This window comes from Pseudomonas syringae pv. tomato str. DC3000, from assembly GCF_000007805.1.
Classification (GTDB): domain Bacteria; phylum Pseudomonadota; class Gammaproteobacteria; order Pseudomonadales; family Pseudomonadaceae; genus Aquipseudomonas; species Aquipseudomonas avellanae.
On record NC_004578.1, the window covers coordinates 4987951 to 5011303 of the forward strand.

25 protein-coding genes are annotated in these 23353 nt (G+C 59.2%); 7 read left to right on the forward strand and 18 right to left on the reverse strand.

Annotated elements, in window-relative coordinates; all coding sequences use genetic code 11:
* The first annotated feature begins 46 nt into the window (after positions 1–46).
* The 4 genes from PSPTO_RS22900 (at position 47) to PSPTO_RS22915 (ending at position 3582) form a co-directional block, all read left to right on the forward strand.
* A complete protein-coding gene (locus PSPTO_RS22900; RefSeq protein ID WP_005766553.1) occupies positions 47–1861 on the forward strand; it encodes a penicillin-binding protein activator in 1815 nt (604 codons plus the stop codon).
* Positions 1858–2244: a YraN family protein gene (locus PSPTO_RS22905; protein WP_005766552.1), complete on the forward strand. Its 387-nt coding sequence runs from the start codon at positions 1858–1860 to the stop codon at positions 2242–2244. The genes PSPTO_RS22900 and PSPTO_RS22905 overlap by 4 nt, the downstream gene beginning before the upstream one ends.
* 169 nt (positions 2245–2413) lie before the next feature.
* The gene (locus tag PSPTO_RS22910; protein WP_005620308.1) at positions 2414–3007 is read left to right on the forward strand and encodes a phosphoheptose isomerase; all 594 of its coding nucleotides are present in this window, start codon (positions 2414–2416) and stop codon (positions 3005–3007) included.
* Entirely contained in the window at positions 3004–3582 is a 579-nt protein-coding gene (locus tag PSPTO_RS22915; protein WP_005766550.1) for a BON domain-containing protein, read from the forward strand. Before PSPTO_RS22910 ends, PSPTO_RS22915 begins: the two co-directional genes overlap by 4 nt.
* A gap of 60 nt (positions 3583–3642) precedes the next feature.
* Here PSPTO_RS22915 and PSPTO_RS22920 read toward each other — a convergent pair whose 3' ends face one another.
* From PSPTO_RS22920 to rplM, 4 genes are all read right to left on the reverse strand, one after another.
* On the reverse strand, positions 3643–4056 hold the full coding sequence (locus tag PSPTO_RS22920) for a ClpXP protease specificity-enhancing factor (RefSeq protein WP_003377610.1): 414 nt from the start codon (positions 4054–4056) through the stop codon (positions 3643–3645).
* A gap of 17 nt (positions 4057–4073) precedes the next feature.
* Positions 4074–4691 (reverse strand): glutathione S-transferase N-terminal domain-containing protein, encoded by a 618-nt coding sequence (locus PSPTO_RS22925; RefSeq protein WP_005766548.1) that lies wholly within the window; start codon positions 4689–4691, stop codon positions 4074–4076.
* 280 nt (positions 4692–4971) lie between these two features.
* On the reverse strand, positions 4972–5364 hold the full coding sequence (gene rpsI / locus PSPTO_RS22930) for a 30S ribosomal protein S9 (RefSeq protein ID WP_002555064.1): 393 nt from the start codon (positions 5362–5364) through the stop codon (positions 4972–4974).
* Between the two features lie 14 nt (positions 5365–5378).
* Positions 5379–5807, reverse strand: coding sequence for a 50S ribosomal protein L13 (rplM, locus tag PSPTO_RS22935; RefSeq protein ID WP_003377605.1), 429 nt, complete (start codon positions 5805–5807; stop codon positions 5379–5381).
* 494 nt (positions 5808–6301) lie between these two features.
* Between rplM and PSPTO_RS22940 the strand changes: the two genes are divergently transcribed.
* A complete protein-coding gene (locus PSPTO_RS22940; RefSeq protein WP_161797771.1) occupies positions 6302–7213 on the forward strand; it encodes a GlxA family transcriptional regulator in 912 nt (303 codons plus the stop codon).
* 74 nt (positions 7214–7287) lie between these two features.
* Here PSPTO_RS22940 and zapE read toward each other — a convergent pair whose 3' ends face one another.
* The 3 genes from zapE to PSPTO_RS22955 form a co-directional block, all read right to left on the reverse strand.
* Positions 7288–8382: a cell division protein ZapE gene (gene zapE, locus PSPTO_RS22945; RefSeq protein WP_005766543.1), complete on the reverse strand. Its 1095-nt coding sequence runs from the start codon at positions 8380–8382 to the stop codon at positions 7288–7290.
* A 62-nt stretch (positions 8383–8444) separates the two neighbouring features.
* A complete protein-coding gene (locus PSPTO_RS22950; RefSeq protein ID WP_005766542.1) occupies positions 8445–9794 on the reverse strand; it encodes a tryptophan--tRNA ligase in 1350 nt (449 codons plus the stop codon).
* Positions 9795–9833: 39 nt separating this feature from the next.
* On the reverse strand, positions 9834–10463 hold the full coding sequence (locus PSPTO_RS22955) for an alpha/beta hydrolase (protein WP_003377598.1): 630 nt from the start codon (positions 10461–10463) through the stop codon (positions 9834–9836).
* 145 nt (positions 10464–10608) lie between these two features.
* Between PSPTO_RS22955 and PSPTO_RS22960 the strand changes: the two genes are divergently transcribed.
* Positions 10609–11052, forward strand: coding sequence for a YhcB family protein (locus tag PSPTO_RS22960; RefSeq protein ID WP_005620321.1), 444 nt, complete (start codon positions 10609–10611; stop codon positions 11050–11052).
* Between the two features lie 129 nt (positions 11053–11181).
* Here the strand turns inward: PSPTO_RS22960 and cysN are convergent, their stop codons facing one another.
* From cysN to PSPTO_RS22975, 3 genes are all read right to left on the reverse strand, one after another.
* The gene (gene cysN / locus PSPTO_RS22965) at positions 11182–13080 is read right to left on the reverse strand and encodes a sulfate adenylyltransferase subunit CysN (RefSeq protein ID WP_011105005.1); all 1899 of its coding nucleotides are present in this window, start codon (positions 13078–13080) and stop codon (positions 11182–11184) included.
* A gap of 10 nt (positions 13081–13090) precedes the next feature.
* Entirely contained in the window at positions 13091–14008 is a 918-nt protein-coding gene (gene cysD / locus PSPTO_RS22970) for a sulfate adenylyltransferase subunit CysD (RefSeq protein WP_003313577.1), read from the reverse strand.
* A 153-nt stretch (positions 14009–14161) separates the two neighbouring features.
* Positions 14162–14920, reverse strand: a complete 759-nt coding sequence (locus PSPTO_RS22975; RefSeq protein WP_003377592.1) for a Nif3-like dinuclear metal center hexameric protein — start codon at positions 14918–14920, stop codon at positions 14162–14164.
* Between the two features lie 111 nt (positions 14921–15031).
* On the opposite strand from PSPTO_RS22975, the gene algW reads away from it, so the two are divergent.
* Positions 15032–16192, forward strand: a complete 1161-nt coding sequence (algW, locus tag PSPTO_RS22980) for a Do family serine endopeptidase AlgW (RefSeq protein ID WP_003377590.1) — start codon at positions 15032–15034, stop codon at positions 16190–16192.
* Positions 16193–16216: 24 nt separating this feature from the next.
* Here algW and PSPTO_RS22985 read toward each other — a convergent pair whose 3' ends face one another.
* The 8 genes from PSPTO_RS22985 to PSPTO_RS23025 form a co-directional block, all read right to left on the reverse strand.
* Positions 16217–16669: a thiol-disulfide oxidoreductase DCC family protein gene (locus PSPTO_RS22985; RefSeq protein WP_011105006.1), complete on the reverse strand. Its 453-nt coding sequence runs from the start codon at positions 16667–16669 to the stop codon at positions 16217–16219.
* 756 nt (positions 16670–17425) lie between these two features.
* The gene (gene hisC / locus PSPTO_RS22995; RefSeq protein ID WP_005766530.1) at positions 17426–18478 is read right to left on the reverse strand and encodes a histidinol-phosphate transaminase; all 1053 of its coding nucleotides are present in this window, start codon (positions 18476–18478) and stop codon (positions 17426–17428) included.
* Positions 18478–19824, reverse strand: a complete 1347-nt coding sequence (hisD, locus tag PSPTO_RS23000; protein ID WP_005766528.1) for a histidinol dehydrogenase — start codon at positions 19822–19824, stop codon at positions 18478–18480. The genes hisC and hisD overlap by 1 nt, the downstream gene beginning before the upstream one ends.
* 124 nt (positions 19825–19948) lie before the next feature.
* A complete protein-coding gene (hisG, locus tag PSPTO_RS23005; RefSeq protein WP_005766526.1) occupies positions 19949–20584 on the reverse strand; it encodes an ATP phosphoribosyltransferase in 636 nt (211 codons plus the stop codon).
* A gap of 154 nt (positions 20585–20738) precedes the next feature.
* On the reverse strand, positions 20739–22004 hold the full coding sequence (gene murA / locus PSPTO_RS23010) for a UDP-N-acetylglucosamine 1-carboxyvinyltransferase (protein WP_005739059.1): 1266 nt from the start codon (positions 22002–22004) through the stop codon (positions 20739–20741).
* Between the two features lie 22 nt (positions 22005–22026).
* Positions 22027–22266: a BolA family protein gene (locus PSPTO_RS23015; RefSeq protein ID WP_003377577.1), complete on the reverse strand. Its 240-nt coding sequence runs from the start codon at positions 22264–22266 to the stop codon at positions 22027–22029.
* A gap of 114 nt (positions 22267–22380) precedes the next feature.
* On the reverse strand, positions 22381–22686 hold the full coding sequence (locus PSPTO_RS23020; protein ID WP_005766523.1) for an STAS domain-containing protein: 306 nt from the start codon (positions 22684–22686) through the stop codon (positions 22381–22383).
* On the reverse strand, positions 22683–23333 hold the full coding sequence (locus tag PSPTO_RS23025; protein ID WP_005766521.1) for an MlaC/ttg2D family ABC transporter substrate-binding protein: 651 nt from the start codon (positions 23331–23333) through the stop codon (positions 22683–22685). The genes PSPTO_RS23020 and PSPTO_RS23025 overlap by 4 nt, the downstream gene beginning before the upstream one ends.
* Between the last annotated feature and the right edge of the window lie 20 nt (positions 23334–23353).

Sequence of the window (23353 nt, forward strand, 5' to 3'; positions counted from 1 at the left end):
TGGGTACAATTCCCCGCTAATTCGCTCGAGTTTCAGGAACATACCAATGATCGCTTGTCTGCGGCTGCTCTCTGCCCTCTGCCTCGCTGCCCTTCTCGCAGCGTGTGCAAGCTCGCCCTCGTCCAGTCTTGGCGAGCTGCCTCGAACCCCTGACGCCAGCATCGAGCAACTGCTTGATCAGGCCGCCAACGCAAAAACACCCGAGCAGGCCGCTACGCTGCGCTTGAGTGCTGCCGACCTGGCCAACCGCCAGAACGATGCAGGGCGCGCTGCGCAGATCCTCGGGCAGGTGCAACTCGATCAACTCAAGCCAGGCCTGCAGGTTTTTGCCAGCACGCTGTCCGCCGAACTGGCGATGGGCCGCAATCAACCCAAGGCAGCGTTGACCGCCCTGAATCACCCAAGCATGCAGCGCCTGGGCGAACTGTCGGTCGAGCAGCAGGTGCGTACCCACATGGTCAAGGCGCGTGCGCTGGAAGCCGATGGTCAGGCGCTGGCAGCGGTTCATGAGCGGGTTTACGCAGGTCCGCTGTTGCAGGGCGCAGATGCAAGCGCCAACAACGATGCGATCTGGACACTGGTTTCCGCCCTTCCGGCCGATCAGTTGCAAAGCACAGCGACCGACGACATGGGCGGCTGGCTGAATCTGGCTCGCTCGATCAAAGGTGCCGGTACGCTTGAGCAACAACAGGCTGCCATCGATAACTGGAAAGCCCAGAACCCGAAACACCCTGCCGCACTGCAATTGCCTACCGCCCTTGCACAACTGCGCGCCCTGACCAGCGAGCCGATCACCAAAATCGCCCTGCTGCTGCCACAGGATGGGCAACTGGCCTCAGTGGCCAAGGCGTTGCGCGACGGCTTCATGGCCGCGCACTTTCAGGCGCAGCAGGCAGGGCAAAATCCCCCTGCCATTCAAGTGTTCGACAGCTCGCGCGTGACCTCGATGGATGAGTTCTACCGTCAGGCCCAGGCTGCTGGCGCACAGCTGGTGGTCGGCCCACTGGAAAAGAATCTCGTCAAACAGCTGAACAGCCGTCAGCAACTGCCGATCACCACCCTGGCACTCAATTACAGCGACACCAGCACCGAAGGCCCTGCGCAGCTGTATCAGTTCGGCCTGGCCGCAGAAGACGAAGCCCGCGAAGTGGCACGTCGCGCCTGGGCAGACGGCAAGCGCAGCGCTGTCGCCATGGTTCCGAAGGGCGAATGGGGCGACCGCGTTCTGGATGCCTTCCGCAAGAGCTGGCAGGCCAAGGGCGGCACGCTGATCGCCGCCGAGCACGTTGATCAACCTGTGGAGCTGGCGCAACAGGTCGCCGACCTGTTCCAGCTGCGTAACAGCGAAGGCCGCGCCCAGCGCCTGCAAAGCACTGCCGGCACCCAGGTCGCCGCCCAGCCAAGCCGTCGCCAGGACATCGACTTCATGTTCCTCGCCGCCACCCCGCAGCAGGCGCAGCAGATCAAGCCGACCATGGTCTTCCAGTACGCTGGCGACGTTCCGGTCTACGCCACCTCGCACCTGTTCACCAACAGCAATGACCATGCGCAGTACATGGACCTCAATGGCGTACGCTTCTGCGAAACCCCTTGGCTGCTGAATGCCGAAGACCCACTTCGCCAGCAGGTCACTGCCCAATGGCCACAGGCCGCCGGCAGCCTCGGCCGACTCTACGCAATGGGCATCGACGCCTATCGCCTGGCGCCACGCCTTGCCCAGCTCAAGGCGATGCCTGACAGCCGCATTGACGGCCTGTCGGGCAGCCTGAGCATCAATCCGGGCCGTCGCGTCGAGCGTCAGTTGCCTTGGGCCGAGTTCGTTGATGGCAAGATCCAGCGCCTGCCGGACACCGCACCTTGATACCACGCAGCACCCGCCAGCAAGCAGGGCGCGAGGCCGAAGCCTTCGCCCTGCAGTTTCTGCAACAACAGGGGCTGCGCCTCATTGAACAGAACTGGTTATGCAAACGCGGCGAGCTTGATCTGGTCATGCTTGACGGCGATACAGTAGTATTCGTCGAAGTTCGCTACCGACGCCATTGCGGATGGGGTGGCGCGGTGGAAAGTGTCGATTTTCGCAAGCAAGGGAAACTCGTCACCGCCGCACAGCTTTTTCTGCAACAGGTATCATGCTGGGCCGATTATCCGTGCCGTTTCGACGTGATCGCCATTGAAGGCAGCCCTGGCAGCTTTGATGGCAGCACCGTACCGCTGAACTGGATCAAAAGCGCTTTTGACAGCTGACCTCGCGCAAGGGCCTTGCAGCCCTGTCGCCGTCATCACCAGCAACAGGCTTGTGCCCTACCGATTTCGCTATTTGTTTTGCCGGCTGCACACCTTGTGTGCCGGATAGCTTCCGGGAGAACCCGGCGCATCCGTCCCGCCGCCGTACGCTCTAATTAAGGTCACATTGATGGACATGCAATCCCGAATTCGCCGGCTGTTCCAGGCCAGCATCGACACCAAGCAACAGGCGATGGAAGTCCTTGCACCCTTTATCGAGCAAGCCAGCCAGGTCATGGTCAATGCCCTGCTCAACGAAGGCAAAATGCTTGCGTGCGGCAACGGCGGATCGGCTGGCGATGCACAGCACTTTTCCTCGGAAATGCTCAATCGCTTCGAGCGCGAACGGCCCAGCCTGCCGGCCATTGCGCTGACTACCGACAGCTCGACGATCACCTCGATTGCCAACGACTACAGCTATAACGAAATCTTCTCCAAACAGATCCGCGCACTGGGCCAACCAGGCGATGTGCTGCTGGCGATTTCCACCAGCGGCAACTCGGCGAATATTATTCAGGCCATCCAGGCCGCACATGATCGCGAAATGATTGTCGTAGCATTGACGGGACGCGACGGTGGCGGCATGGCTTCGCTGCTATTGCCCGAGGACGTGGAGATCCGCGTACCGGCCAACGTCACGGCACGCATACAAGAAGTCCATCTGCTGACGATCCATTGCCTTTGCGATTTGATCGACAGCCAACTGTTCGGGAGTGAAGAATGACCCCTAATCGTCTTAGCCTACTGGTTCTGACACTGTGCCTGAGCGTCACCGGATGCAGTTCTGTGCTGACGGCCGCTCGCGACAAGCCGATCGAAGATGATCGCGGCACCCGCACCTTCGGCAGCAAGATCGATGACTCACTGATCGAAACCAAGGCAGCCGTCAACATCTCCAAGGCCAACCCTGACCTTGCCGACGGCTCGCACATTGTCGTGACCAGCTTCAACGGCATCGTCCTGCTCGCAGGCCAGACGCCACGCGCCGACCTCAAGGCAATCGCCGAACAGGCCGCCGCTTCGGTCCAGCGCGTCAAGAAGGTCAACAACGAGCTGCAGGTCATGGCACCGTCATCCCTGCTGGCGCGTAACAACGATGCCTGGCTGACGACCAAGATCAAAAGCCAGATGATCGCCGACGCGTCGATTCCCGGCTCGCGCATCAAGGTCGTGACCGAGAACGGCATCGTGTTCCTGCTGGGCCTGGTGACTCAGGATGAAGCCAATCGCGCCACCAACCTGGTGCAGAGCGTCTCGGGCGTGCAGAAGATCGTCAAACTGTTCGAATACATCGACTGACGGCCAATGGGCAGACGTAAAAAAGGCGATCCGGGGATCGCCTTTTTTATTGTGCATGTTTTACTTCACGACCTTCAGGCTTGGCCTGCCGCTTGGGCGCGGTGGCTCGCTGTCGGGTGGCGGCGTGTCATCTTCGGTCTCGATCTCTTCACCTTCCTCAAGGGAAGGCTCCAGGTCGAACACCATACCCTGACCATTCTCGCGGGCATAAATGCCCAGGATGGCAGCCACAGGCACGTACAGTGTGTGCGGCACACCGCCGAAGCGGCCTTCAAAGCTGACTGCATCGTTGTCCATGTGCAGATGACGCACTGCGCTTGGCGAAACGTTCAGGACAATCTGCCCATCATTGGCAAAGCCCTGAGGGACCTGCACCGATGGGTATTCCGCATTGACCAGCACATGCGGGGTGCAATCGTTATCGACGATCCACTCATAAAGAGCGCGAACAAGATAAGGGCGACTGGAGTTCATTAACGGCTCCTTAAGCCTTAGCGCATTTCACGTTCGGCGGCAGACAGACTTGCCTGAAAAGCCTCACGCGCAAATTGACGCTCCATATAATCAAGCAACGGCTTGGCAGGCCGCGGCAATTCAATACCCAAAATCGGCAAACGCCAGAGTATTGGGAGTAGACAGCAGTCAACAAGACTTAGCTCGTCGCTCATGAAAAAAGCTTTTTCCGCGAACAACGGCGAAACCCCGGTCAGGCTTTCACGCAGCTCCTTGCGCGCCTGAACACGGGCAGGCTCTTTACTGCGAGTATCCAGAATCAGGTCCACAAGGCCACACCAGTCACGCTGGATCCGATGGATCAGCAGACGGCTGTTGGCACGGGTGACTGGATAGACAGGCAATAAGGGCGGATGCGGATAACGCTCATCCAGGTATTCCATCACCACCGTGGACTCGTACAAGGCCAGGTCGCGATCGACCAGGGTAGGCACGCTGCCATACGGATTGACTTCGATAAGCTGCGGCGGATGACGACCCGCCACAACCTCAATGATCTCGGCGCTGACACCTTTCTCCGCGAGCACGATGCGCACGCGATGGGAATAGTGGTCGGCGGGGTCGGAGTAACAGGCCAACCGGTTGGTCACGCCCATGGCGGTCCTCCTCGCTTGTAAAATTTATCGGACAGACGAACGAACGCACCCTGAGGGGGCACATCCGATAATGAACGCAACAGGACAGGTGTTCGTCGCGGGCGACAAGATAGCTCATTTACGCTTGTAAATTCTGCAATCTTGCGCAAAAAGCCTATAAATCTTGCGAAATGCACCCAAAATGCCTGTCTGAACGACAGCTCAAGCCGTAAAAATGCGCCCATAAAAAAACGCCCAACCCCGTGAGGAGGTGGACGTTCTTTCTGGAACGAAGAGCGAATTAACGCTTCGAGTACTGCGGACGCTTACGCGCTTTACGCAGACCGACTTTCTTACGTTCAACTTCACGAGCATCGCGAGTCACGAAGCCTGCTTTACGCAGAGCGCCGCGCAGCGTCTCGTCGTACTGCATCAGAGCGCGAGTGATACCGTGGCGGATTGCGCCAGCCTGACCACTTACACCGCCACCGATTACGGTGACGTAGATGTCGAACTTTTCAACTGTCTCGGTCAGTTCCAGCGGCTGACGAACTACCATGCGGGCAGTCTCGCGGCCGAAGAAATTGTCCAGGGAGCGGTTGTTGATCGAGATGTTACCAGTACCCGGACGCAGGAAAACGCGTGCGGTTGCGGTCTTGCGACGGCCAGTGCCGTAATTTTGAGTCGCCGACATAATGAACTATTCCGTTAAAACTTCAGTTCTAGGGGCTGCTGAGCAGTATGAGGGTGTACAGCGCCCGCATAGACTTTCAGCTTACGATACATGTCGCGACCCAGCGGGTTCTTAGGCAGCATGCCTTTGACCGCGGTCTCGATCACGCGCTCAGGAGCTTTGGCGATCAGCTTTTCGAAGTTGATCGACTTGATCCCGCCCGGAAAACCGGAGTGTGAGTAGTAGATCTTGTCGGTGGTCTTGGCACCAGTAACGCGGATCTGCTCGGCATTGATCACGACGATGTAGTCGCCGGTGTCAACGTGCGGAGTGTATTCCGGTTTGTGCTTGCCACGCAGACGGCTCGCGATTTCGGTGGCCAGACGACCCAGGGTCTGACCAGCAGCGTCGACGACGAACCAGTCGCGCTTAACTGTTTCCGGTTTAGCAGTAAAAGTTTTCATTCTTTATAGCCTCAGGGGCCGCCCTGAAAATTAGACGGCGGATCTTACTGAATAGTGCGTACTTTGACAAGTCAAAGGCAGCCGGAAACAGACGCTATCGGGGGCTCGGGTCAGCGCGTCCGTTATACGGCAAGATTCTTCGGCAGACGGCGCATCACTTCCACTGCAAAGAGCTGGCGAATTATACAGACTGGGCAAATAACCTCAACCGGATTTTTTGTTCACGTTCTGTTTATTGCCTGCGAGGCATGGATTGGCGGATATTTGCGCGCTTAGCACAAAGCCATCATGCTATCGCTCCGAGCGAACGAGACATGAGGAGGCTGGACACGCCTGACAAAAAATAAGACGATCCAGCCGTTGCTTGACCATTTACCCATATAAGAATAAAGATTATGCCGATCCAACACGCCACTCTTCTGCGCCGCGTCAGCATCCTGACCACCGACAAAATGTTTGCCTCGACCGTCATGCAGGCCAAGGACTTCTTCCATCTGGCCAGTCTGCGCTACAGCAAACAATTGGGTCAGGGCCTGATACCGGCCTTCGAAACGCGCCTGGTCAGCCCGGACGGGCTACCGGTCAGCAGCTTCAGCGACGTCACCCTGCCGGTCGACGGCGCGCTGTGCCAGAGCGATATCATCGTCATTCCTGCCTTCTGGGATGATTTTGAAACCCTGTGCCAGCGCTACCCACAGATCCTCCCCTGGTTGCGCGAGCAACACGCCAATGGCGCCGTGCTCTGCGGCGAGGCCACCGGTGTGTATTGGCTGGCCGAGGCCGGGCTGCTTGATGGCAAGGAAGCCACCACTTACTGGCGATTCTTCACTGCCTTCGCCGAGCGCTATCCCAAGGTGCTGCTCAATCAGGAAAAACACCTGACTGACGCCGATAACGTGTATTGCGCAGGAGGTACGACATCAGCCTGCGACCTCTACATCTACCTGATCGAGCGCTTCTGTGGCGCCAACGTCGCCCAGGCCGTCGCCCGCGACATTCTCTACGAAGTGCGCCGCACGTATGCGCCTGGGCGAATCGGTTTTGGCGGGCAGAAACTGCATCAGGACGTGGTGATTCTGCAGATCCAGCATTGGCTTGAAGAGCACTTCGCCGACAAATTCCGCTTTGAAGACGTCGCCCGAGAGCACGGCATGAGCATTCGCAATTTCATGCGCCGCTTCCAGACCGCAACGGGCGACAAGCCACTGCACTACCTGCAGCGGCTGCGGATCGAAACGGCGAAGGGGTTGCTGTCAGGCACGCGCAAGAGCATCAAGACCATCAGCTACGAAGTCGGCTACGACGACGCCAGCTTCTTCGCCCGCCTCTTCCGCCAGCACACCGAGCTGTCACCCAACCAGTACCGGCAACAGTTCGAGAGCCTCAAGCTGCAAGGGGGGAGCTGAACGGGGTGGGCTACAAGCTACAAGCTACAAGCTTTTGTCTTGCGGCTCGTAGCTTGAAACTTGCAGCTGCTCTACTAGGGCCTATGCGCCCGCGAGAGAAACTCGTGGGATTGCATTTCCAGCAGGCGGCTCAAGGTGCGCTGAAACTCGAACATCAACCGGCCACCGGTGTACAGGTCCTTCAATTCAACCTCGGCCGAGATGATCAGCTTGACGTTGCGATCGTAGAACTCGTCGACCATGTTGATGAAGCGCCGGGCGATGTCGTCGGTGGAGACGTCCATCTGCTCGACGCCGCTGAGCAGCACCGCGTGGAAAATCTTGCCCAGTTCGATGTAATCGTTCTGGCTGCGCGGCCCGTCGCACAGTTCGCGGAAGTCGAACCATGCCACGTCGTCACAGGTACGCAGGGCACGGATCTCGCGATTCTCGATCATCAACACGTCGTTTTCGACGGTTTCTGCGCAATCCGGGGTCAGCGCCTTGAAGCTTTTGCGCATGCTTTCCTGCGCGGCGTCGTTGAGCGGGAAATGGAACAGCTCAGCCTGCTCAAGGTGACGCAGACGATAGTCAACGCCACTGTCGACGTTGACGATGTCGGTGTTCTGCTTGATCAGCGCAATGGCTGGCAGAAAGCGCGCTCGCTGCAGACCGTCCTTGTACAGGCCGTCCGGAACGATGTTGGACGTCGCGACCAGGGTCACGCCATTCTTGAACAGCTCTTCCATCAGCGTGCCGAGGATCATGGCGTCGGTGATGTCGGAAACGAAGAATTCGTCGAAGCAGATGACCCGCGCCTCGTCGGAAAAACGCTTGGCGATGATCGTCAGCGGGTTTCTTTCGCCCTTGAGGGTCTTCATCTCTTCGTGCACGCGCTTCATGAAGCGGTGGAAGTGCGTACGGACCTTGTCCTGGAACGGCAGCGCTTCAAAGAACGTGTCGACCAGATAAGTCTTGCCGCGACCCACACCACCCCAGAAATACAGGCCCTTGACCAGGGTCGGCTCTTTCTTGCCAAACAGCTTGCCGAACAGGCCTGGCTTGCTGTCGTGAGCGGCGACCAGATCCTCATAAAGGCGCTGCAAATGGCGCACAGCGTTTTCCTGCGCGGAATCATGGAAGAAGTCCGGGCGTTTCAGATCAGCTTGATATCGTTCTAGGGGCGTCATAATTCGTTAGCAAGGCAACAAAAACGGGTCGTCACTGTAGCGACGACCCCGGGGATTGGCAATCAGTCCTGTTGAGGAGCGAGTGCCAGCTTGAGGGTCTCGACCGCATTGTCACGCGCAGTGGCATCGGCGAACACCGGGCTGTCGGCTACACACTCGCCGTTCAGCCACAGCGTAAAGCGATCGGCTTCACTGCGCAGATCCAGTTCACCGCCCTGCTGCAACTGCTTGCTGACGATGCCGGCCGCCTTGCCGTCGGCAAAAGTGCGCGACAACAGCAATTGCTCGCCATCGGCGGCCAGCAGGCGGAAACGGAAACTGCCGTCGTCTTCACGGAAGCTGACGAAGCGCGCGCCTTTGGTAGTCTTTTTCTTGCCGGTGTCGGCGTTCTGCACCGCGGTACGGAACGAGCGCAGGCCAACGGCCTCACGCAACTCCTCAAGGAACGGGGTAGCGACGCGACGGGCTTTCTGGGCACCGGCGAGCAGGATGTCTTCCAGATCAGCCGGGCGCTCGATCAGGCTCAGGTACTGCTCACGCGCCTCGCCCAACTGCTCGTCCAGCAAGGTAAACATACGAGTCTTCGCCTCACCCCAGCCAAGGCCCTGCAACAGTTCGGAACGGAACTGTGCACACTGCTCAGGGGTGGAGAACGCCTGATACAGCGTGAACAGATGGGAGTTGTCCGGGTCTTTCGCTTCACCGGGCGCCAGCGAGTCGGTGACGATGCGCGAAATGGCGCTTTTCATGTCTTTGGCGCTGCTGAACAACGGGATGGTGTTGTCATAGCTCTTGGACATCTTGCGCCCGTCGAGCCCCGGCAACGTGGCAACGCTCTCTTCGATCAACGCTTCCGGCATGACAAAGAATTCCCTGCCCTTGCCGAACAGGTGGTTGAAACGCTGACCGATGTCACGGGCCATTTCAACGTGTTGAATCTGATCGCGGCCCACCGGAACCTGATGCGCGTTGAACATCAGAATGTCGGCCGCCATCAGCACCGGGTAGCTGTACAGGCCCATGGTGATACCCGCATCCGGGTCTTCGCAGCTTTCGACGTTTTTGTCGACCGACGCCTTGTAAGCGTGCGCACGGTTGAGCAGGCCCTTGGCCGCAACGCAGGTGAGCAGCCAGGTCAGTTCCGGGATCTCCGGGATGTCCGACTGGCGATAGAACGTCACACGATCGACATCAAGACCGGCTGCCAGCCAGGTCGCGGCGATTTCCAGACGCGAGCGCTGAATGCGCAGCGGGTCATCGCATTTGATCAACGCGTGATAATCGGCCAGAAAGTAGAACGAATCGACGTCACTCTGACGGCTGGCAACGATGGCCGGGCGAATCGCGCCCGCGTAGTTGCCCAGATGGGGAGTGCCGGTGGTCGTGATACCGGTCAGGATACGAGTGGTCATGGCAGGTCGCTTATCTAAAGGATGCAATACGGGCTGCAATCAGTTGGGGAGTCGCGGCAGGAGCAGATCTTTCAGATCAGTCAACTTGCCGTGAAAAAAGTGTCCGCATTCTGCCACTTTCAGCAGCTCATGGGGGCGTTGCAGCGCGGCCGACCATGCATAGACCGTTTCAGGGTCGATGACTTCGTCGGCCTCTGGCTGAATGATCGTCAGCGGGCAGGCGTGTGGCAATACGCTCTGATCCTGGAGACGCGAGGCAGCTGCAGCAATCAGAAACAAATGCGTGAGCTTTTCGCCCTGTGCTTCGAGGCGACCGCCCAGGTTGGCAGCGACATAACCGCCGAACGAAAAACCGAACAGGGTCATCGGCAAATCCGGATGCTGCGCCCGCAGCCATTGGGCAGCGGCCTGGGCATCGTCGATTTCGCCGGGCCCGGCCACCGATGTACCGGCACTGGCACCGACGCCGCGATAATTGAAGCGCAGAGTGATCAAACCCTGGTCGCGTGCGGTACGCTGCAACGTCGAGACGACTTTATTGAGCATCGTGCCACCCTGGATCGGGTTAGGATGGCAGATCAGCGCCACGCCTCTGGCATCCGGCACATCCTGATACAGCGCTTCAAGCTGGCCTTCTGGGCCATCGATAAAAAATGGGGTTTCACGCATGAGCAAAACAGAACTCCGTGACCTCGAAATGGGTCGACTCGTCTAGCTGATTGTCTGCGGCTTGCATATCAACGACACGTCGCGGGTATACAGCGCAGGTTCGAGCCGTTAACGTAAAGCAAAGCCGTTTATAGAGGAAGGACTCGTGGAACACTCGCTCTTAGTCTGGTTGTTGCCGACGCTCGCCCTGGTGGCCGGTGTCGTCATTGGTTTTCTGGTGGCACGTTTGCTGCCCAACACCGTTCCGAACAGCACTCAGCGCCAGCTGGATGACATTCAGGAGCGTTTCGACACCTATCAGAACGAGGTAGTCACTCACTTCAACAGCACGGCTAATCTGGTACAGAAGCTTTCGCAAAGCTATCAGGACGTTCAGGAGCACCTTGCAGAAGGCGCCAACCGTCTGGCACTCGATGACCTGACCCGCCAGCGTCTGCTGGCCGCGCTGCACCCGGAGGCCAATCAGGCACACCGCGACCATCGTGATCGCCTGACCCCGCCGCGCGACACCGAAACACCCAAGGACTACGCCCCCAAGTCGCCTAATACCCCAGGCATGCTCGATGAGCACTACGGCTTGAAAAAGTAAGGTTCACCGCCACACAAAAGCCCGCCGCAGAGAGCATCTGCGGCGGGCTTTTTTTGTGAGCCTAGCCCCCTTTTCGCGAGCAATGCGGATCGCGAAGGGGCCGTTACAGGCTAAACGCTTGCGTACACATCAGATCGCGCCACGACCACGCAACAGATCCAGTACCTGTTTAACGCTTTCTTCCACGCTGAGTGTCTGCGTGTCGATCACCAGATCGGCATTCAGTGGCACGTCATACGGGAAGGACTCACCCGGAATGTTATCGCCATCAGCGGCATACAGGCCTTGCGGGTCACGTTCACGGCAGACCGCTGGAGACGCCTGAACGTAGACGGTCACCAGACGCTCTTTGCCGATCAGCGCTTTGGCGCGTTCACGGCCTTCAGCGTCCGGCGCAACGAAGGCCGCCAGGGTCAGCAGGCCCGCTTCGTTGAACTGACGCGCCACATGCGCAGCACGGCTCCAGTTCTCGGTGCGGCCGGCGCGATCCTGTGGCAAACCCTTGTTCAGGTCATGGCGCAGGTTCTGGCCGTCCAGCACATAAACCGCACGGCCCATGTCGAATAACTTGCGCTCGACCGCGTACGCCAGCGTGCTTTTACCCGCGCCAGACAAGCCGCTGAACAGCACGGTGGCTGGCTGCTGACCGAAACGCTGTGCACGCTCCTCGGTAGAAACGTGAGCCAGCTCACCATGGTGGTGCGAACCGCCGCCCGACACCGGCTTGGCGATGATCATGCCTGCCGCAACAGTGCCATTGGTCAGGCGATCGATAACGATAAACGCTCCCGTAGTGCGGTTGCTGCTGTAGCCATCCAGCGCGATAGGCGCGTCCAGGCTGACTTTGACACGACCGATCTCGTTCAACTGCAACGAGCTGGCTGGGCCTTCTTCCAGCGTGTTCACATCGACCCGATGGGTGATGCTGGCAATCGAGCCCGGCACGTAACTGGTGGCGCGTTTGATGTCGTACTTCTTGCCGGGCAGCATCGGCTCTTCAGCCATCCACACCAGCATGGCGTCGAACGCATCGCTGACCTGAGGAACGTTGTCGGCATGCACCAGCAGATCACCACGGGAGATATCGATCTCGTCTTCCATGGTCAGCGTGACCGCCTGACCCGGCCCGGCCTGCTCGAGCTCGCCTTCGAATGTGACGATGGACTTCACACGGCTGCTCTTGCCCGACGGCAGCACAACGATTTCGTCGCCCTTGTGCACGATGCCGCTGGCCAGCGTGCCGGCAAAACCACGGAAGTTCAGGTTGGGGCGGTTGACGTACTGCACCGGAAAACGCAGGTCCGTGTAATTACGGTCGCTGGCAATTTCGACGGTTTCAAGAATTTCCATCAGCGACTGGCCGGCGTACCAAGGCGAACGCTCGCTCTTGTTCACCACGTTGTCGCCTTTGAGCGCCGACATCGGCACGAACGCCATGGTGGTCGGCTTGAAGGCGATGCCCTCGGCAAACTTCAGATAATCCGCTTTGATCGACTCGAATACGCGCTCGTCGAAGCCGTTGAGGTCCATCTTGTTGATGGCTACAACGATGTGCTTGATACCCAGCAGCGAGGCGATGTAGCTGTGACGACGGGTCTGGGTCTGCACGCCGTAACGCGCATCCACCAGAATGATCGCCAGATCACAGGTCGACGCACCGGTCGCCATGTTGCGGGTGTACTGCTCATGGCCAGGCGTATCGGCAATGATGAACTTGCGCTTGGCCGTGGAGAAATAGCGATAAGCGACATCAATCGTGATGCCCTGCTCCCTCTCGGCCTGCAGGCCGTCCACGAGCAACGCCAGATCGACGTCATCGCCCGTGGTGCCGGACTTTTTCGAGTCACGGGTGATGGCTTCCAGGTGATCTTCGTAGATCATCTTGGAGTCGTGCAGCAAACGCCCGATCAGCGTGCTCTTGCCGTCGTCGACGTTGCCACAGGTAAGAAAGCGCAGCATTTCCTTGCGTTCGTGCTGGCCCAGATAGGCGAGGATGTCCTCGCTGATCAAATCAGATTGATGCGACATGTGACACCCCTTAGAAATAACCCTGACGTTTCTTTTCTTCCATCGAGCCTGCACCGTCGTGGTCGATGACCCGGCCCTGGCGTTCGGAAGTTCGCGTCAGCAGCATTTCCTGAATGATGTCGGTCAGGCTGGTCGCTTCGGACTCGACAGCACCGGTCAGCGGGTAGCAGCCGAGGGTACGGAAACGGACCTTTTTCTTGACGATGCGCGACTTTTCTTCGTCGGTGAGATGCTCGAGGATGCGCTCGTCGTCAATCATGATCAGCGTGCCGTTCTTCTCGATTACGTCGCGCTCGGCGGCGAAATACAGCGGCACGATCGGGATGCCTTCAAGGTAGATGTACTGCCAGATGTCCAGCTCGGTCCAGTTGGACAACGGGAACACGCGGATCGACTCGCCCTTGTTGACGTTGCCGTTATAGACATTCCACAGCTCGGGACGCTGATTTTTCGGGTCCCAGCGGTGTTTGCTGTCGCGGAACGAGTACACGCGTTCCTTGGCCCGGGACTTTTCTTCGTCGCGTCGGGCGCCGCCGAAAGCGGCATCGAAACCATGCTTGTCGAGCGCCTGTTTCAGGCCCTCGGTCTTCATGATGTCGGTGTGTTTGGCGCTGCCGTGGGTGAAAGGGTTGATGCCCTGCGCCACGCCATCGGGGTTGATGTGAGTGATCAGGTCAAGGCCCATTTCCTCGACCATCTGGTCGCGAAAGCGATACATCTCCTGGAATTTCCAGCGGGTATCGACATGCATCACAGGGAATGGCAGTTTGCCGGGGAAGAAAGCCTTGCGCGCCAGGTGCAGCATCACGGCCGAATCCTTGCCGATCGAGTACAGCATCACCGGGTTATCGAACTCGGCGGCGACCTCGCGGATGATGTGGATGCTTTCCGCCTCCAGCTGTTTCAGATGCGTCAGTTTGTCAACCATGGCTACTCACGGATTGCGTTCGTTATGGACCGGGAAAACCCGGGGCGGCCTGCGGGCCGTATTCGAGCCGCGCACTTTAACATGCGTGATATCGCTAATCAGCGATGCCGCTAGATCGAAACGATCTATGCATATGCCTCACTGTTTGGTCATTCAGATCGGGTTGGGGCAATCGATGAAGATATGCTCCAGCGCGAAACGACGAGCCAGGTAATCGCCCAGCGCCTGAACGCCATACCTCTCGGTGGCGTGGTGACCGGCAGCGATGAAGCTGATGTCATTCTCGCGCGCGCTGTGAAAGGTCTGCTCCGACGCCTCGCCACTCAGAAACAGATCGACGCCTTCCAGCACCGCCTGATCGATGTAACCCTGGCCGCCACCGGTGCACCAGCCAACCCGGCGAATCATCTGGCTGCCTTCGATGAGCAAGGGCTCACGCCCCAGAGCGTCCTGCACGCGACGGGCGAAATCCCGCGCGGTCATGGGTTCGGACAACGAGCCGATCAAGCCGACCACACGCGCGTTTTCGGGGTCCAGCGGGCCTTCGACAGTGATGTCCAGTTGACGCGCCAGTTGCACGTTGTTACCCACTTCAGGGTGCACGTCCAGCGGCAGGTGATAGGCAAGCAGGCTGATGTCGTGTTTGAGCAGGGTTTTCAGGCGACGCTGCTTCATGCCGACGACACAGGGGTTTTCGCCCTTCCAGAAATAGCCGTGGTGCACCAGGATCAGATCAGCCTGAGCCTCCACGGCGGCGTCCAGCAATGCCTGGCTGGCGGTCACGCCGCTGACGATGCGCATCACCTGCGGCCGGCCTTCGACCTGCAGCCCGTTGGGGCAATAATCCTGAATACGGGCACTGTTCAGATAGCGGTCGGCTTCTTCGACGAGGGTGCTCAGAGCAACAGCCATAAAAGACTCCTAAATATGCAGTTCAGAGCTGCGTTGTACTCGTATAATGCCCGCCATTATGGCGCACCCGTGGCAAAACTTTCTGCGCCCGCAACCATCAGGACTTGTTAAATGTTCAAGGCACTGCGTTTTTTCGGCTGGCCATTGCTGGCTGGCGTGCTTATCGCCCTGCTGATCATCCAGCGTTATCCGCAGTGGGTTGGCCTGCCGAGCATGGATGTCAATCTGCAACAGGCGCCACAGACGACCAATGTCATGCAGGGCCCCTCTTCCTATGCCGATGCGGTCATTGCCGCAGCGCCAGCGGTGGTCAACCTCTATACCACCAAGATGGTGAACAAGGGCACCAACCCGCTTTTTGAAGACCCGCAGTTCCGGCGCTTCTTTGGCGACAACACGCCTAAACAGAAGCGCATGGAGTCCAGCCTTGGCTCTGGCGTGATGATGAGCCCGGAAGGCTACATCCTGACCAATAACCACGTCACCACTGGCGCGGACCAGATCGTGGTGGCGCTCAAGGACGGCCGCGAAACCATCGCCAGAGTCATTGGCAACGACCCGGAAACCGACCTTGCGGTCTTGAAAATCGATCTGAAAAACCTGCCAGCCATTACCATCGCGCGCTCCGACGGCATTCGTATCGGCGACGTCGCACTGGCCATCGGCAACCCGTTCGGCGTCGGCCAGACCGTGACGATGGGCATCATCAGCGCCACCGGGCGTAACCAGTTGGGCCTGAACACGTATGAAGACTTCATTCAGACCGACGCAGCCATCAACCCCGGCAACTCGGGCGGTGCGCTGGTGGATGCCGCTGGCAATCTGATCGGCATCAATACCGCGATCTTTTCCAAGTCCGGCGGATCTCAAGGCATCGGCTTCGCTATCCCGACCAAGCTGGCGATGGATGTCATGAAGTCGATCATCGAACACGGTCAGGTCATTCGCGGCTGGCTGGGCATCGAGGTTCAACCGTTGACCCCGGAGCTGGCCGAGTCCTTCGGGCTCAAGGATCGTCCAGGCATCGTTGTCGCTGGTATTTTTCGCGATGGGCCAGCGCAGAAAGCCGGGCTGCGACTGGGTGACGTAATTCTTGCCATCAATGGCGAACCTGCGGGTGACGGCCGTCGCTCGATGAACCAGGTGGCGCGCACCAAGCCCAAGGACAAGATTGCAATCGACGTGATGCGCAACGGCAAGGAAATGCGCCTCAGCGCAGAAGTAGGCCTGCGCCCACCGCCTGCACCGACACCTGCCGCAGCGCCCGAGTAATCAGGGCGAACGGCTAACGCTTGATCACGGGCTGGCTTTCAGAAAGCGTCGCTCGTGATCGGGGGTTGGCAGCAGGCAGGAATCATAACGGCCAAATAGCCGGTATCGATTCAATGCGATTCTGTCGTACAGCCAGTCGCGTATAACCGCCGGGAAGAAGCGCAACACCCTCAGCCAGCGCCAAGGCGCAGGAAAATCCGACAGGGCGACAAAGAAGGCCTCGGAGCGAACATAGAGCCGATCCCCAGTGACGGCCGCCATTGTGTCAAAACGATCCAGTGGAAGGCCCGCCCATTCCAGCAGCGCCTGGCCCTCCGGCGATTGCACAGTAGCCAGGCGTATCCGCTGCCTGCGGTCATGGCGAATAATGAATTTTGCCCAGCCGTTGCATAATTTGCAGACGCCATCGAACAGCACCACTGTTTCACCCGCTTTCAGGAAAGGCGCGGGGTTGGGCTGAGGGGTGTTAGATTGCATGGCTTCACTCCTTTTTTTGGCGGGCTTGGCCGGAGTGCCCGGGTCGCTGCAGGTTAGCATGTGACGCCGAGCGCCACAGGGATGCATCTGCGCACGGGAGTGCAGTTCGCGACGCTCTGCGTCGCATAGCGGTTCGGCGTTGTCAGTGCCATCGCGATCGAAAAGCACATCTAAAGCACCGTGCCGCGAGCTACTGGTAAAACACTACGTCACGTCGCATGGAAGATTTGACTATCGTGCCGATGCTCCGCGTCGGCATGCCGTTCCGGACGCTCTGCGTCCTCTTTGTGTTTGCGGCGCTCCGCCTCGCAAAGCGGTTTTGCGATGTCAGTCGGATATGCTCTAGGCTCAGGTCACCTTTTCGCCCCTCGGCGACTCACTTTGAGGGACCAAAGTGAGCAAAGCCCCAGCCCCGTTTCCGGCCCGACTTCGTCGGGTTCCTTCGCCCTGCCACTGATCCGGGGGCCGCCGCAACGGGCCATCCTTGGCCCGGTGCGGCTTGCTCGGCGTCCTGCCTCGCATCCCCCGGATCAGCGACAGAGCTCAGCCGTCACTTACGTCGCACTCTGCGTCGTCAGTGCCATTGCGGAAAAAAGCGCTTTCTTCTATATCCAGTGACTACGGGCAAGGCATTAAATGGTGCAGCAGCAGCACCTGCTTGACGCAAAGCGTCCAGAACGGCATGCCAATTGGCACGATAGTCAGTTAGCCGAGCGCGGAGCGTGGGACGGTAGATGATCCGCGCACCCGCTCCGCTCAGATATCGCTCAACCCTTCCAGCAACGCCTGATGCTGTTCCGGCGTGCCGATGCTGATGCGCAGGAACTGGGCGATGCGTTGCTGCTTGAAGTGTCGGACGATGACGCCCTGTTCGCGCAGTTTCGCGGCCAGGGCGGCGGCGTCGTGTTGCGGGTGGCGGGCGAAGATGAAGTTGGCGGCCGAGGGCAGCACATCAAAGCCTTTGCCCCGCAGTTGCTCGACCAGCGCCTCGCGGCTTTCGATGACTTTGTTGCGCGTTGTCTCGAAGTGCTCGCGGTCTTCAAACGCTGCAGCACCGCCCACGTTGGCCATGCGGTCCAGCGGGTAGGAGTTGAAGCTGTTCTTGACCCGCTCCAGTGCCTCGATCAGGTCAGGGTGCCCGACCGCCAGACCGACGCGCAGGCCGGCCAGCGAGCGCGACTTGGACAAGGTCTGCGTGACCAGCAGGTTCGGGTAACGATCCACCAGGGTGATCGCGGTTTCGCCACCAAAGTCGATATACGCTTCATCGACCACCACCACCGAGTCCGGGCTGGCCTTGATGATCTGCTCGACCGCGTCCAGCCCCAGCAGGCAGCCAGTTGGCGCATTCGGGTTGGGGAAGATGATCCCGGCATTCGGCCTGGCGTAGTCTTCGGCGCGAATCTGGAACTGCTCGTCCAGCGCGACCATTTCATAGTCGATGCCATACAGGCCGCAATAGACCGGATAGAAGCTGTAGCTGATGTCCGGAAACAACAGTGGCGCGTCGTGCTGGAACAACGCGTGAAAGATGTGCGCCAGTACTTCATCGGAGCCGTTACCGAGAAACACCTGGTTGGGCTGCACGTTGTAATAACCGGCAACGGCGTGCTTGAGCAGGTCGCTATTTGGGTCGGGATACAGGCGCAAGTCGTCGGTCAGCGCCGCACGCATGGCCTCGACAGCCTTGGGCGACGGGCCGTAGGGGTTTTCATTGGTATTGAGCTTGACCAGTCTGGTCAGCTTCGGCTGCTCGCCCGGCACATAAGGCACCAGACCACTGACGAAAGGGCTCCAGAATTTGCTCATTATTTGCCTTCCTCAAGGTTGCCAGTTTTCCAGTCAAGATCAGTGATGCGGTATTCGGCGCTGCGGGCGTGGCCGCTCAAGGATTCGCCACGGGCCAGTACCGACGCGGTCTTGCCCAGTTCGGACGCGCCCTCTGGCGAGCAATAGATGATCGACGAACGCTTCTGGAAGTCGTAAACGCCCAATGGCGAGGAAAACCGCGCCGTACCGGAGGTCGGCAATACGTGGTTGGGACCGGCGCAGTAGTCGCCCAGCGCCTCGGAGGTGTGACGACCCATGAAGATCGCGCCGGCGTGACGAATGTGCGGCAGCCAGGCCTCAGGATCGGCGACGGACAACTCGAGGTGCTCGGGCGCAATGCGATTGGCCACTTCGATGGCTTGCGCCATGTCCGCCACCTTGATCAGCGCACCACGGCCATTGATCGATGTTTCGACAATGGCTGCTCGCGCCATGGTCGGCAGCAAACGCGTGATGCTCGCGGCAACCTTGTCGAGGAATTCGGCGTCCGGGCTGACCAGAATGGCTTGAGCATCTTCGTCGTGCTCGGCCTGGGAGAACAGGTCCATGGCGATCCAGTCAGGATCGGTCTGGCCGTCGCACACCACCAGAATCTCGGAAGGCCCGGCAATCATGTCGATGCCGACCTGCCCGAACACATGGCGCTTGGCCGTGGCGACATAGATATTGCCAGGGCCGACGACCTTATCGACCTTCGGTACGCTCTCAGTGCCGTAGGCCAGGGCCGCCACAGCCTGCGCGCCCCCAATGGTGAACACACGGTCAACGCCGGCGATACAGGCTGCCGCCAACACCAGCTCGTTGATTTCGCCACGCGGCGTCGGCACGACCATGACCACCTCGGTCACCCCCGCCACTTTCGCCGGAATGGCATTCATCAACACCGACGACGGGTAAGACGCCTTGCCGCCGGGCACGTACAAGCCGGCTCGATCCAGCGGCGTGACTTTCTGACCCAACACCGTGCCGTCGGCCTCGGTATAGCTCCAGGAGTCCTGCTTCTGCTTCTCGTGGTAGCTGCGCACACGCTCGGCGGCTTTTTCCAGTGCCTGGCGCTGAACCGGCGTAATGCGCGTCAACGCAAGCTCCAGACGTTCGCGGGGAAGGATCAGCTCAGCCATCGAAGCGACCTGCAGGCCGTCGAATTTCTGAGTTAATTCAACAAGTGCTGCGTCGCCACGCTCACGCACGGCCTTGATGATGTCGAGCACGCGCTGGTTGACCGAGTCGTCAGACACACTTTCCCAGCTCAGCAGATGATCCAAATGGCGCGCGAAATCCGGGTCAGCAGCGTCGAGTCGGCGAATTGCAGTGGGCGTGGTCATAGCGGGGGCCTCAATAATTGGCGGATGCTCAGGAGCCTAAAGCTACCAAGCTATCCGCGCAGGCACCTGAGAAATTTGGCTATGACACGGATAGCTGGACGCAACTCATCGTTGCGTGGGGGGATCAACAGCGGTGTCGCGACTCCACTGCCTTGCGCAGGGTGTCGATAAGGGCCTGGATGCGTGCGTGCTGCATCTTCATGGACGCCTTGTTGACCACCAGCCTTGAGCTGATGGTTGCAATCAGTTCCTGTGGCTCCAGACCGTTGGCGCGCAAGGTGTTGCCGGTATCGACCACGTCGATGATCTTGTCTGCCAGGCCAATCAACGGTGCCAGCTCCATGGAGCCGTACAGCTTGATGATATCGACCTGACGACCCTGCTCGGCGTAATAACGCTTGGCAACGTTGACGAACTTGGTGGCCACACGCAGACGGCCCTTGGGCTCGACAGCGCCGATAGCACCTGCGGTCATCAGCCGGCACTTGGCAATCTGCAGGTCGAGAGGCTCATACAGGCCCTGGCCGGTGTACTCCATCAACACATCCTTGCCCGCAACGCCGAGATCGGCTGCGCCATGCTCGACGTACGTCGGCACATCGGTGGCGCGCACGATCAGCAGGCGCACATCGGCCTGGGTCGTAGGAATGATGAGCTTGCGGCTCTTGTCCGGATTCTCGGTCGGCACGATGCCCGCTTCGGCGAGAAGCGGCAGGGTGTCATCAAGAATGCGGCCCTTGGACAGTGCGATGGTCAACATGGGAAACGTAAGTCCTTATCAGGAAACTTTTGTCACGACGCAAGCGGCGCGTGACAACCCTCAGGCCGATTCAGCCTGAAGTGAAACGAATCAGAAACCACACCCGCGACAGAACAGGCGGTCCTGATGCCAGCGGCACCAGGACCACTCGCTACTAGCCCGGAACGCGGCGGATCTTGGCGCCCAGCATTTGCAGCTTCTCTTCGATGCACTCGTAACCACGGTCGATGTGGTAGATGCGGTCGATCAGCGTATCGCCCTGAGCGACCAGCGCCGAAATCACCAGACTGGCCGATGCACGCAGGTCGGTGGCCATGACTGGCGCGCCCTTGAGCACCTCGGTGCCCGTGACGATCGCAGTGTTACCTTCGACCTGGATCTGAGCGCCCATGCGGTGCATTTCATACACGTGCATGAAGCGGTTTTCGAAGATGGTCTCGATGACCGCGCCCGTGCCTTCGGCAATCGCGTTGAGCGAGATGAACTGCGCCTGCATGTCGGTCGGAAACGCAGGATACGGCGCAGTACGCACATTGACGGCCTTGGGACGCTTGCCGTGCATGTTCAGCTCGATCCAGTCTTCACCGGTGGTGACTTCGGCACCGGCTTCCTGAAGCTTGAGCAACACCGCCTCAAGGATGGTCGGATCGGTGTCCTTGACCTTCACACGGCCACCGGTAACGGCGGCAGCGACCAGATAGGTGCCGGTCTCGATGCGGTCAGGCATGACCTTGTAGGTGGCCGACCCCAGACGCTTGACGCCATCAATGGTGATGGTGTCGGTGCCTGCACCGTGGATTTTTGCACCCATGGCGATCAGGAAATTGGCCAGGTCGACAACCTCAGGCTCGCGAGCGGCGTTCTCCAGCACGCTGCGACCGTTTGCCAGGCTGGCGGCCATCATGATGTTTTCAGTACCGGTCACGCTCACGGTATCGAAGAAGAAGTGCGCACCACGCAAGCCGCCTTCAGGCGCCTTGGCTTTGATGTAGCCGCCTTCGACATCGATGATCGCGCCCATAGCTTCAAGGCCACGGATGTGCAGGTCAACCGGACGCGAACCGATGGCACAGCCACCCGGCAGCGCCACTTCGGCCTCGCCGAAACGAGCGACCATCGGGCCCAGTACCAGAATCGACGCACGCATGGTTTTCACCAGTTCGTACGGAGCGATCAGGGTCTTGATGGTGCGCGGGTCGATCTCGACGCTGAGCTTTTCGTCGATCACAGGCTCGATGCCCATACGACCGAACAGCTCGATCATGGTGGTGATGTCGTGCAGGTGTGGCAGGTTCTGAACGGTGACGGGCCCATCGGCCAGCAACGTGGCGGCAAGGATCGGCAGGGCAGAGTTCTTTGCCCCGGAAATGCGAATTTCGCCATCAAGACGAACGCCGCCGGTAATAATCAATTTATCCATTAGAGTCTCGACACCAATTGGCTCAGGTACGCTCGGCCCAGGCAGCGCGGCTGAAAAATTTCATGGTCACCGCGTGGATGCTGCCATCGGCGATCCAGGGGTTCAGATGGGTATAAATCTGCTGCTGACGCTTGACCGGGCTCAGGCCCGCCAACTCGTCGCTGATAATGTTCAGTTGGAAGTTGCAGCCTTCGCCTTCAACTTCCACCTTGATTTGCGGCAGCTTTCCTTCAAGGAAGCTCTTAACTTCTACAGCCTGCATGCTTAACCTCGATCGGCGCTGAACGCGCGCGGGTCGGCCATCATACAAAAAAGCCCATGTTATGCGAAGCCCGACGAGCGGGTCCCGGATAAAGGGCTTTCTCGGTGATGCCTTTTAATGAATGCCCAGCAGCTCGGTCACACCTGAAACACGGGCTATCTGGCGCATGTCTTCGGGCAATGACTGCACGGTGATCGACTTTCCTGCATCGCGAGCATCACGCATGAACGCCAGCAGCAGTGCCAGGCCCACGCTGCTGGACTTCTCGACACCGGAACAATCAAGCGTCAGCTCGGACAGATCGCCGGATTTGATCAGTGCCGCCCCCTGCTTGCGCAGGTGCGGCCCGGTGCGGTAATCCAGCACGCCAGTCAGCTTGAGCTCACCTGGCCCGACAAGACGGACGGCAGACTCACTCATTGCGCAGGCTTCTGCGCAGCTTCGACGGTGGACTTGGTCTTGGCGACCTCGCCAGCCCAGTTGTTGATCGTGGTGTCGAGGTTGTTACCGTTACGCTGCATTGCATCGGCGAACTGGTCTCGGAACAGTTTGCCGATGTTGATGCCATTGATGACAACGTTACGCACTTTCCACTCGTCGTTCAGCTTAACCAGCGTGTAGGAGACCGGATACACCGCGCCGTTACTGCCCTTGACCTGCATGTCAACGCTGGTCCGGTCATCGCCTTCGTCCTTGGCAGGCGCTACGGTGATGCCCTGGTTGTTGAACTCGAGCAACGCGTTGCCGTAGAACTGCATCAGGCTGCGTTTGAAGTTTTCTTCAAAACGCTTCACCTGCTCAGGCGTTGCCTTGCGGGAGTACTTGACGGTCATGATGCTTTTGGAAATGCCGTCCGCATCCACGACAGGGCCGACAATGCGATTCAGCGCATCGTAGAACGCGCTTGGATTGGACTTGTATTGCTCACGGTTGGTCGCCAGATCGCTCAGCAATTCCTTGGTGGTGCGTTCCACCAGGTCATGAGCCGAAGGGGTCGCCGCCGCGTTGGCCAGCATCGGCAGGGTGGCTAGCAGTATCAGCAGACCACGACGCAGGATAGAGATCATTTAAAGCTCCTTACTAGGCT

What these genes read in the sequence shown, in the direction of transcription:
- PSPTO_RS22915 (WP_005766550.1), top strand. Translation starts at nt 3,004, where the DNA reads ATGACCCCTAATCGTCTTAGCCTACTGGTTCTGACACTGTGCCTGAGC.
- PSPTO_RS22925 (WP_005766548.1), bottom strand. Translation starts at nt 4,691, where the DNA reads ATGGGCGTGACCAACCGGTTGGCCTGTTACTCCGACCCCGCCGACCAC.
- rplM (WP_003377605.1), bottom strand. Translation starts at nt 5,807, where the DNA reads ATGAAAACTTTTACTGCTAAACCGGAAACAGTTAAGCGCGACTGGTTC.
- PSPTO_RS23015 (WP_003377577.1), bottom strand. Translation starts at nt 22,266, where the DNA reads ATGCAGGCTGTAGAAGTTAAGAGCTTCCTTGAAGGAAAGCTGCCGCAA.
- rpsI (WP_002555064.1), bottom strand. Translation starts at nt 5,364, where the DNA reads ATGTCGGCGACTCAAAATTACGGCACTGGCCGTCGCAAGACCGCAACC.
- PSPTO_RS22920 (WP_003377610.1), bottom strand. Translation starts at nt 4,056, where the DNA reads ATGAACTCCAGTCGCCCTTATCTTGTTCGCGCTCTTTATGAGTGGATC.
- PSPTO_RS23025 (WP_005766521.1), bottom strand. Translation starts at nt 23,333, where the DNA reads ATGATCTCTATCCTGCGTCGTGGTCTGCTGATACTGCTAGCCACCCTG.
- algW (WP_003377590.1), top strand. Translation starts at nt 15,032, where the DNA reads ATGTTCAAGGCACTGCGTTTTTTCGGCTGGCCATTGCTGGCTGGCGTG.
- PSPTO_RS22975 (WP_003377592.1), bottom strand. Translation starts at nt 14,920, where the DNA reads ATGGCTGTTGCTCTGAGCACCCTCGTCGAAGAAGCCGACCGCTATCTG.
- PSPTO_RS22950 (WP_005766542.1), bottom strand. Translation starts at nt 9,794, where the DNA reads ATGACCACTCGTATCCTGACCGGTATCACGACCACCGGCACTCCCCAT.
- murA (WP_005739059.1), bottom strand. Translation starts at nt 22,004, where the DNA reads ATGGATAAATTGATTATTACCGGCGGCGTTCGTCTTGATGGCGAAATT.
- PSPTO_RS22985 (WP_011105006.1), bottom strand. Translation starts at nt 16,669, where the DNA reads ATGCAATCTAACACCCCTCAGCCCAACCCCGCGCCTTTCCTGAAAGCG.
- zapE (WP_005766543.1), bottom strand. Translation starts at nt 8,382, where the DNA reads ATGACGCCCCTAGAACGATATCAAGCTGATCTGAAACGCCCGGACTTC.
- cysN (WP_011105005.1), bottom strand. Translation starts at nt 13,080, where the DNA reads ATGTCGCATCAATCTGATTTGATCAGCGAGGACATCCTCGCCTATCTG.
- PSPTO_RS22910 (WP_005620308.1), top strand. Translation starts at nt 2,414, where the DNA reads ATGGACATGCAATCCCGAATTCGCCGGCTGTTCCAGGCCAGCATCGAC.
- hisC (WP_005766530.1), bottom strand. Translation starts at nt 18,478, where the DNA reads ATGAGCAAATTCTGGAGCCCTTTCGTCAGTGGTCTGGTGCCTTATGTG.
- cysD (WP_003313577.1), bottom strand. Translation starts at nt 14,008, where the DNA reads ATGGTTGACAAACTGACGCATCTGAAACAGCTGGAGGCGGAAAGCATC.
- PSPTO_RS22900 (WP_005766553.1), top strand. Translation starts at nt 47, where the DNA reads ATGATCGCTTGTCTGCGGCTGCTCTCTGCCCTCTGCCTCGCTGCCCTT.
- hisG (WP_005766526.1), bottom strand. Translation starts at nt 20,584, where the DNA reads ATGTTGACCATCGCACTGTCCAAGGGCCGCATTCTTGATGACACCCTG.
- PSPTO_RS22955 (WP_003377598.1), bottom strand. Translation starts at nt 10,463, where the DNA reads ATGCGTGAAACCCCATTTTTTATCGATGGCCCAGAAGGCCAGCTTGAA.
- PSPTO_RS23020 (WP_005766523.1), bottom strand. Translation starts at nt 22,686, where the DNA reads ATGAGTGAGTCTGCCGTCCGTCTTGTCGGGCCAGGTGAGCTCAAGCTG.
- hisD (WP_005766528.1), bottom strand. Translation starts at nt 19,824, where the DNA reads ATGACCACGCCCACTGCAATTCGCCGACTCGACGCTGCTGACCCGGAT.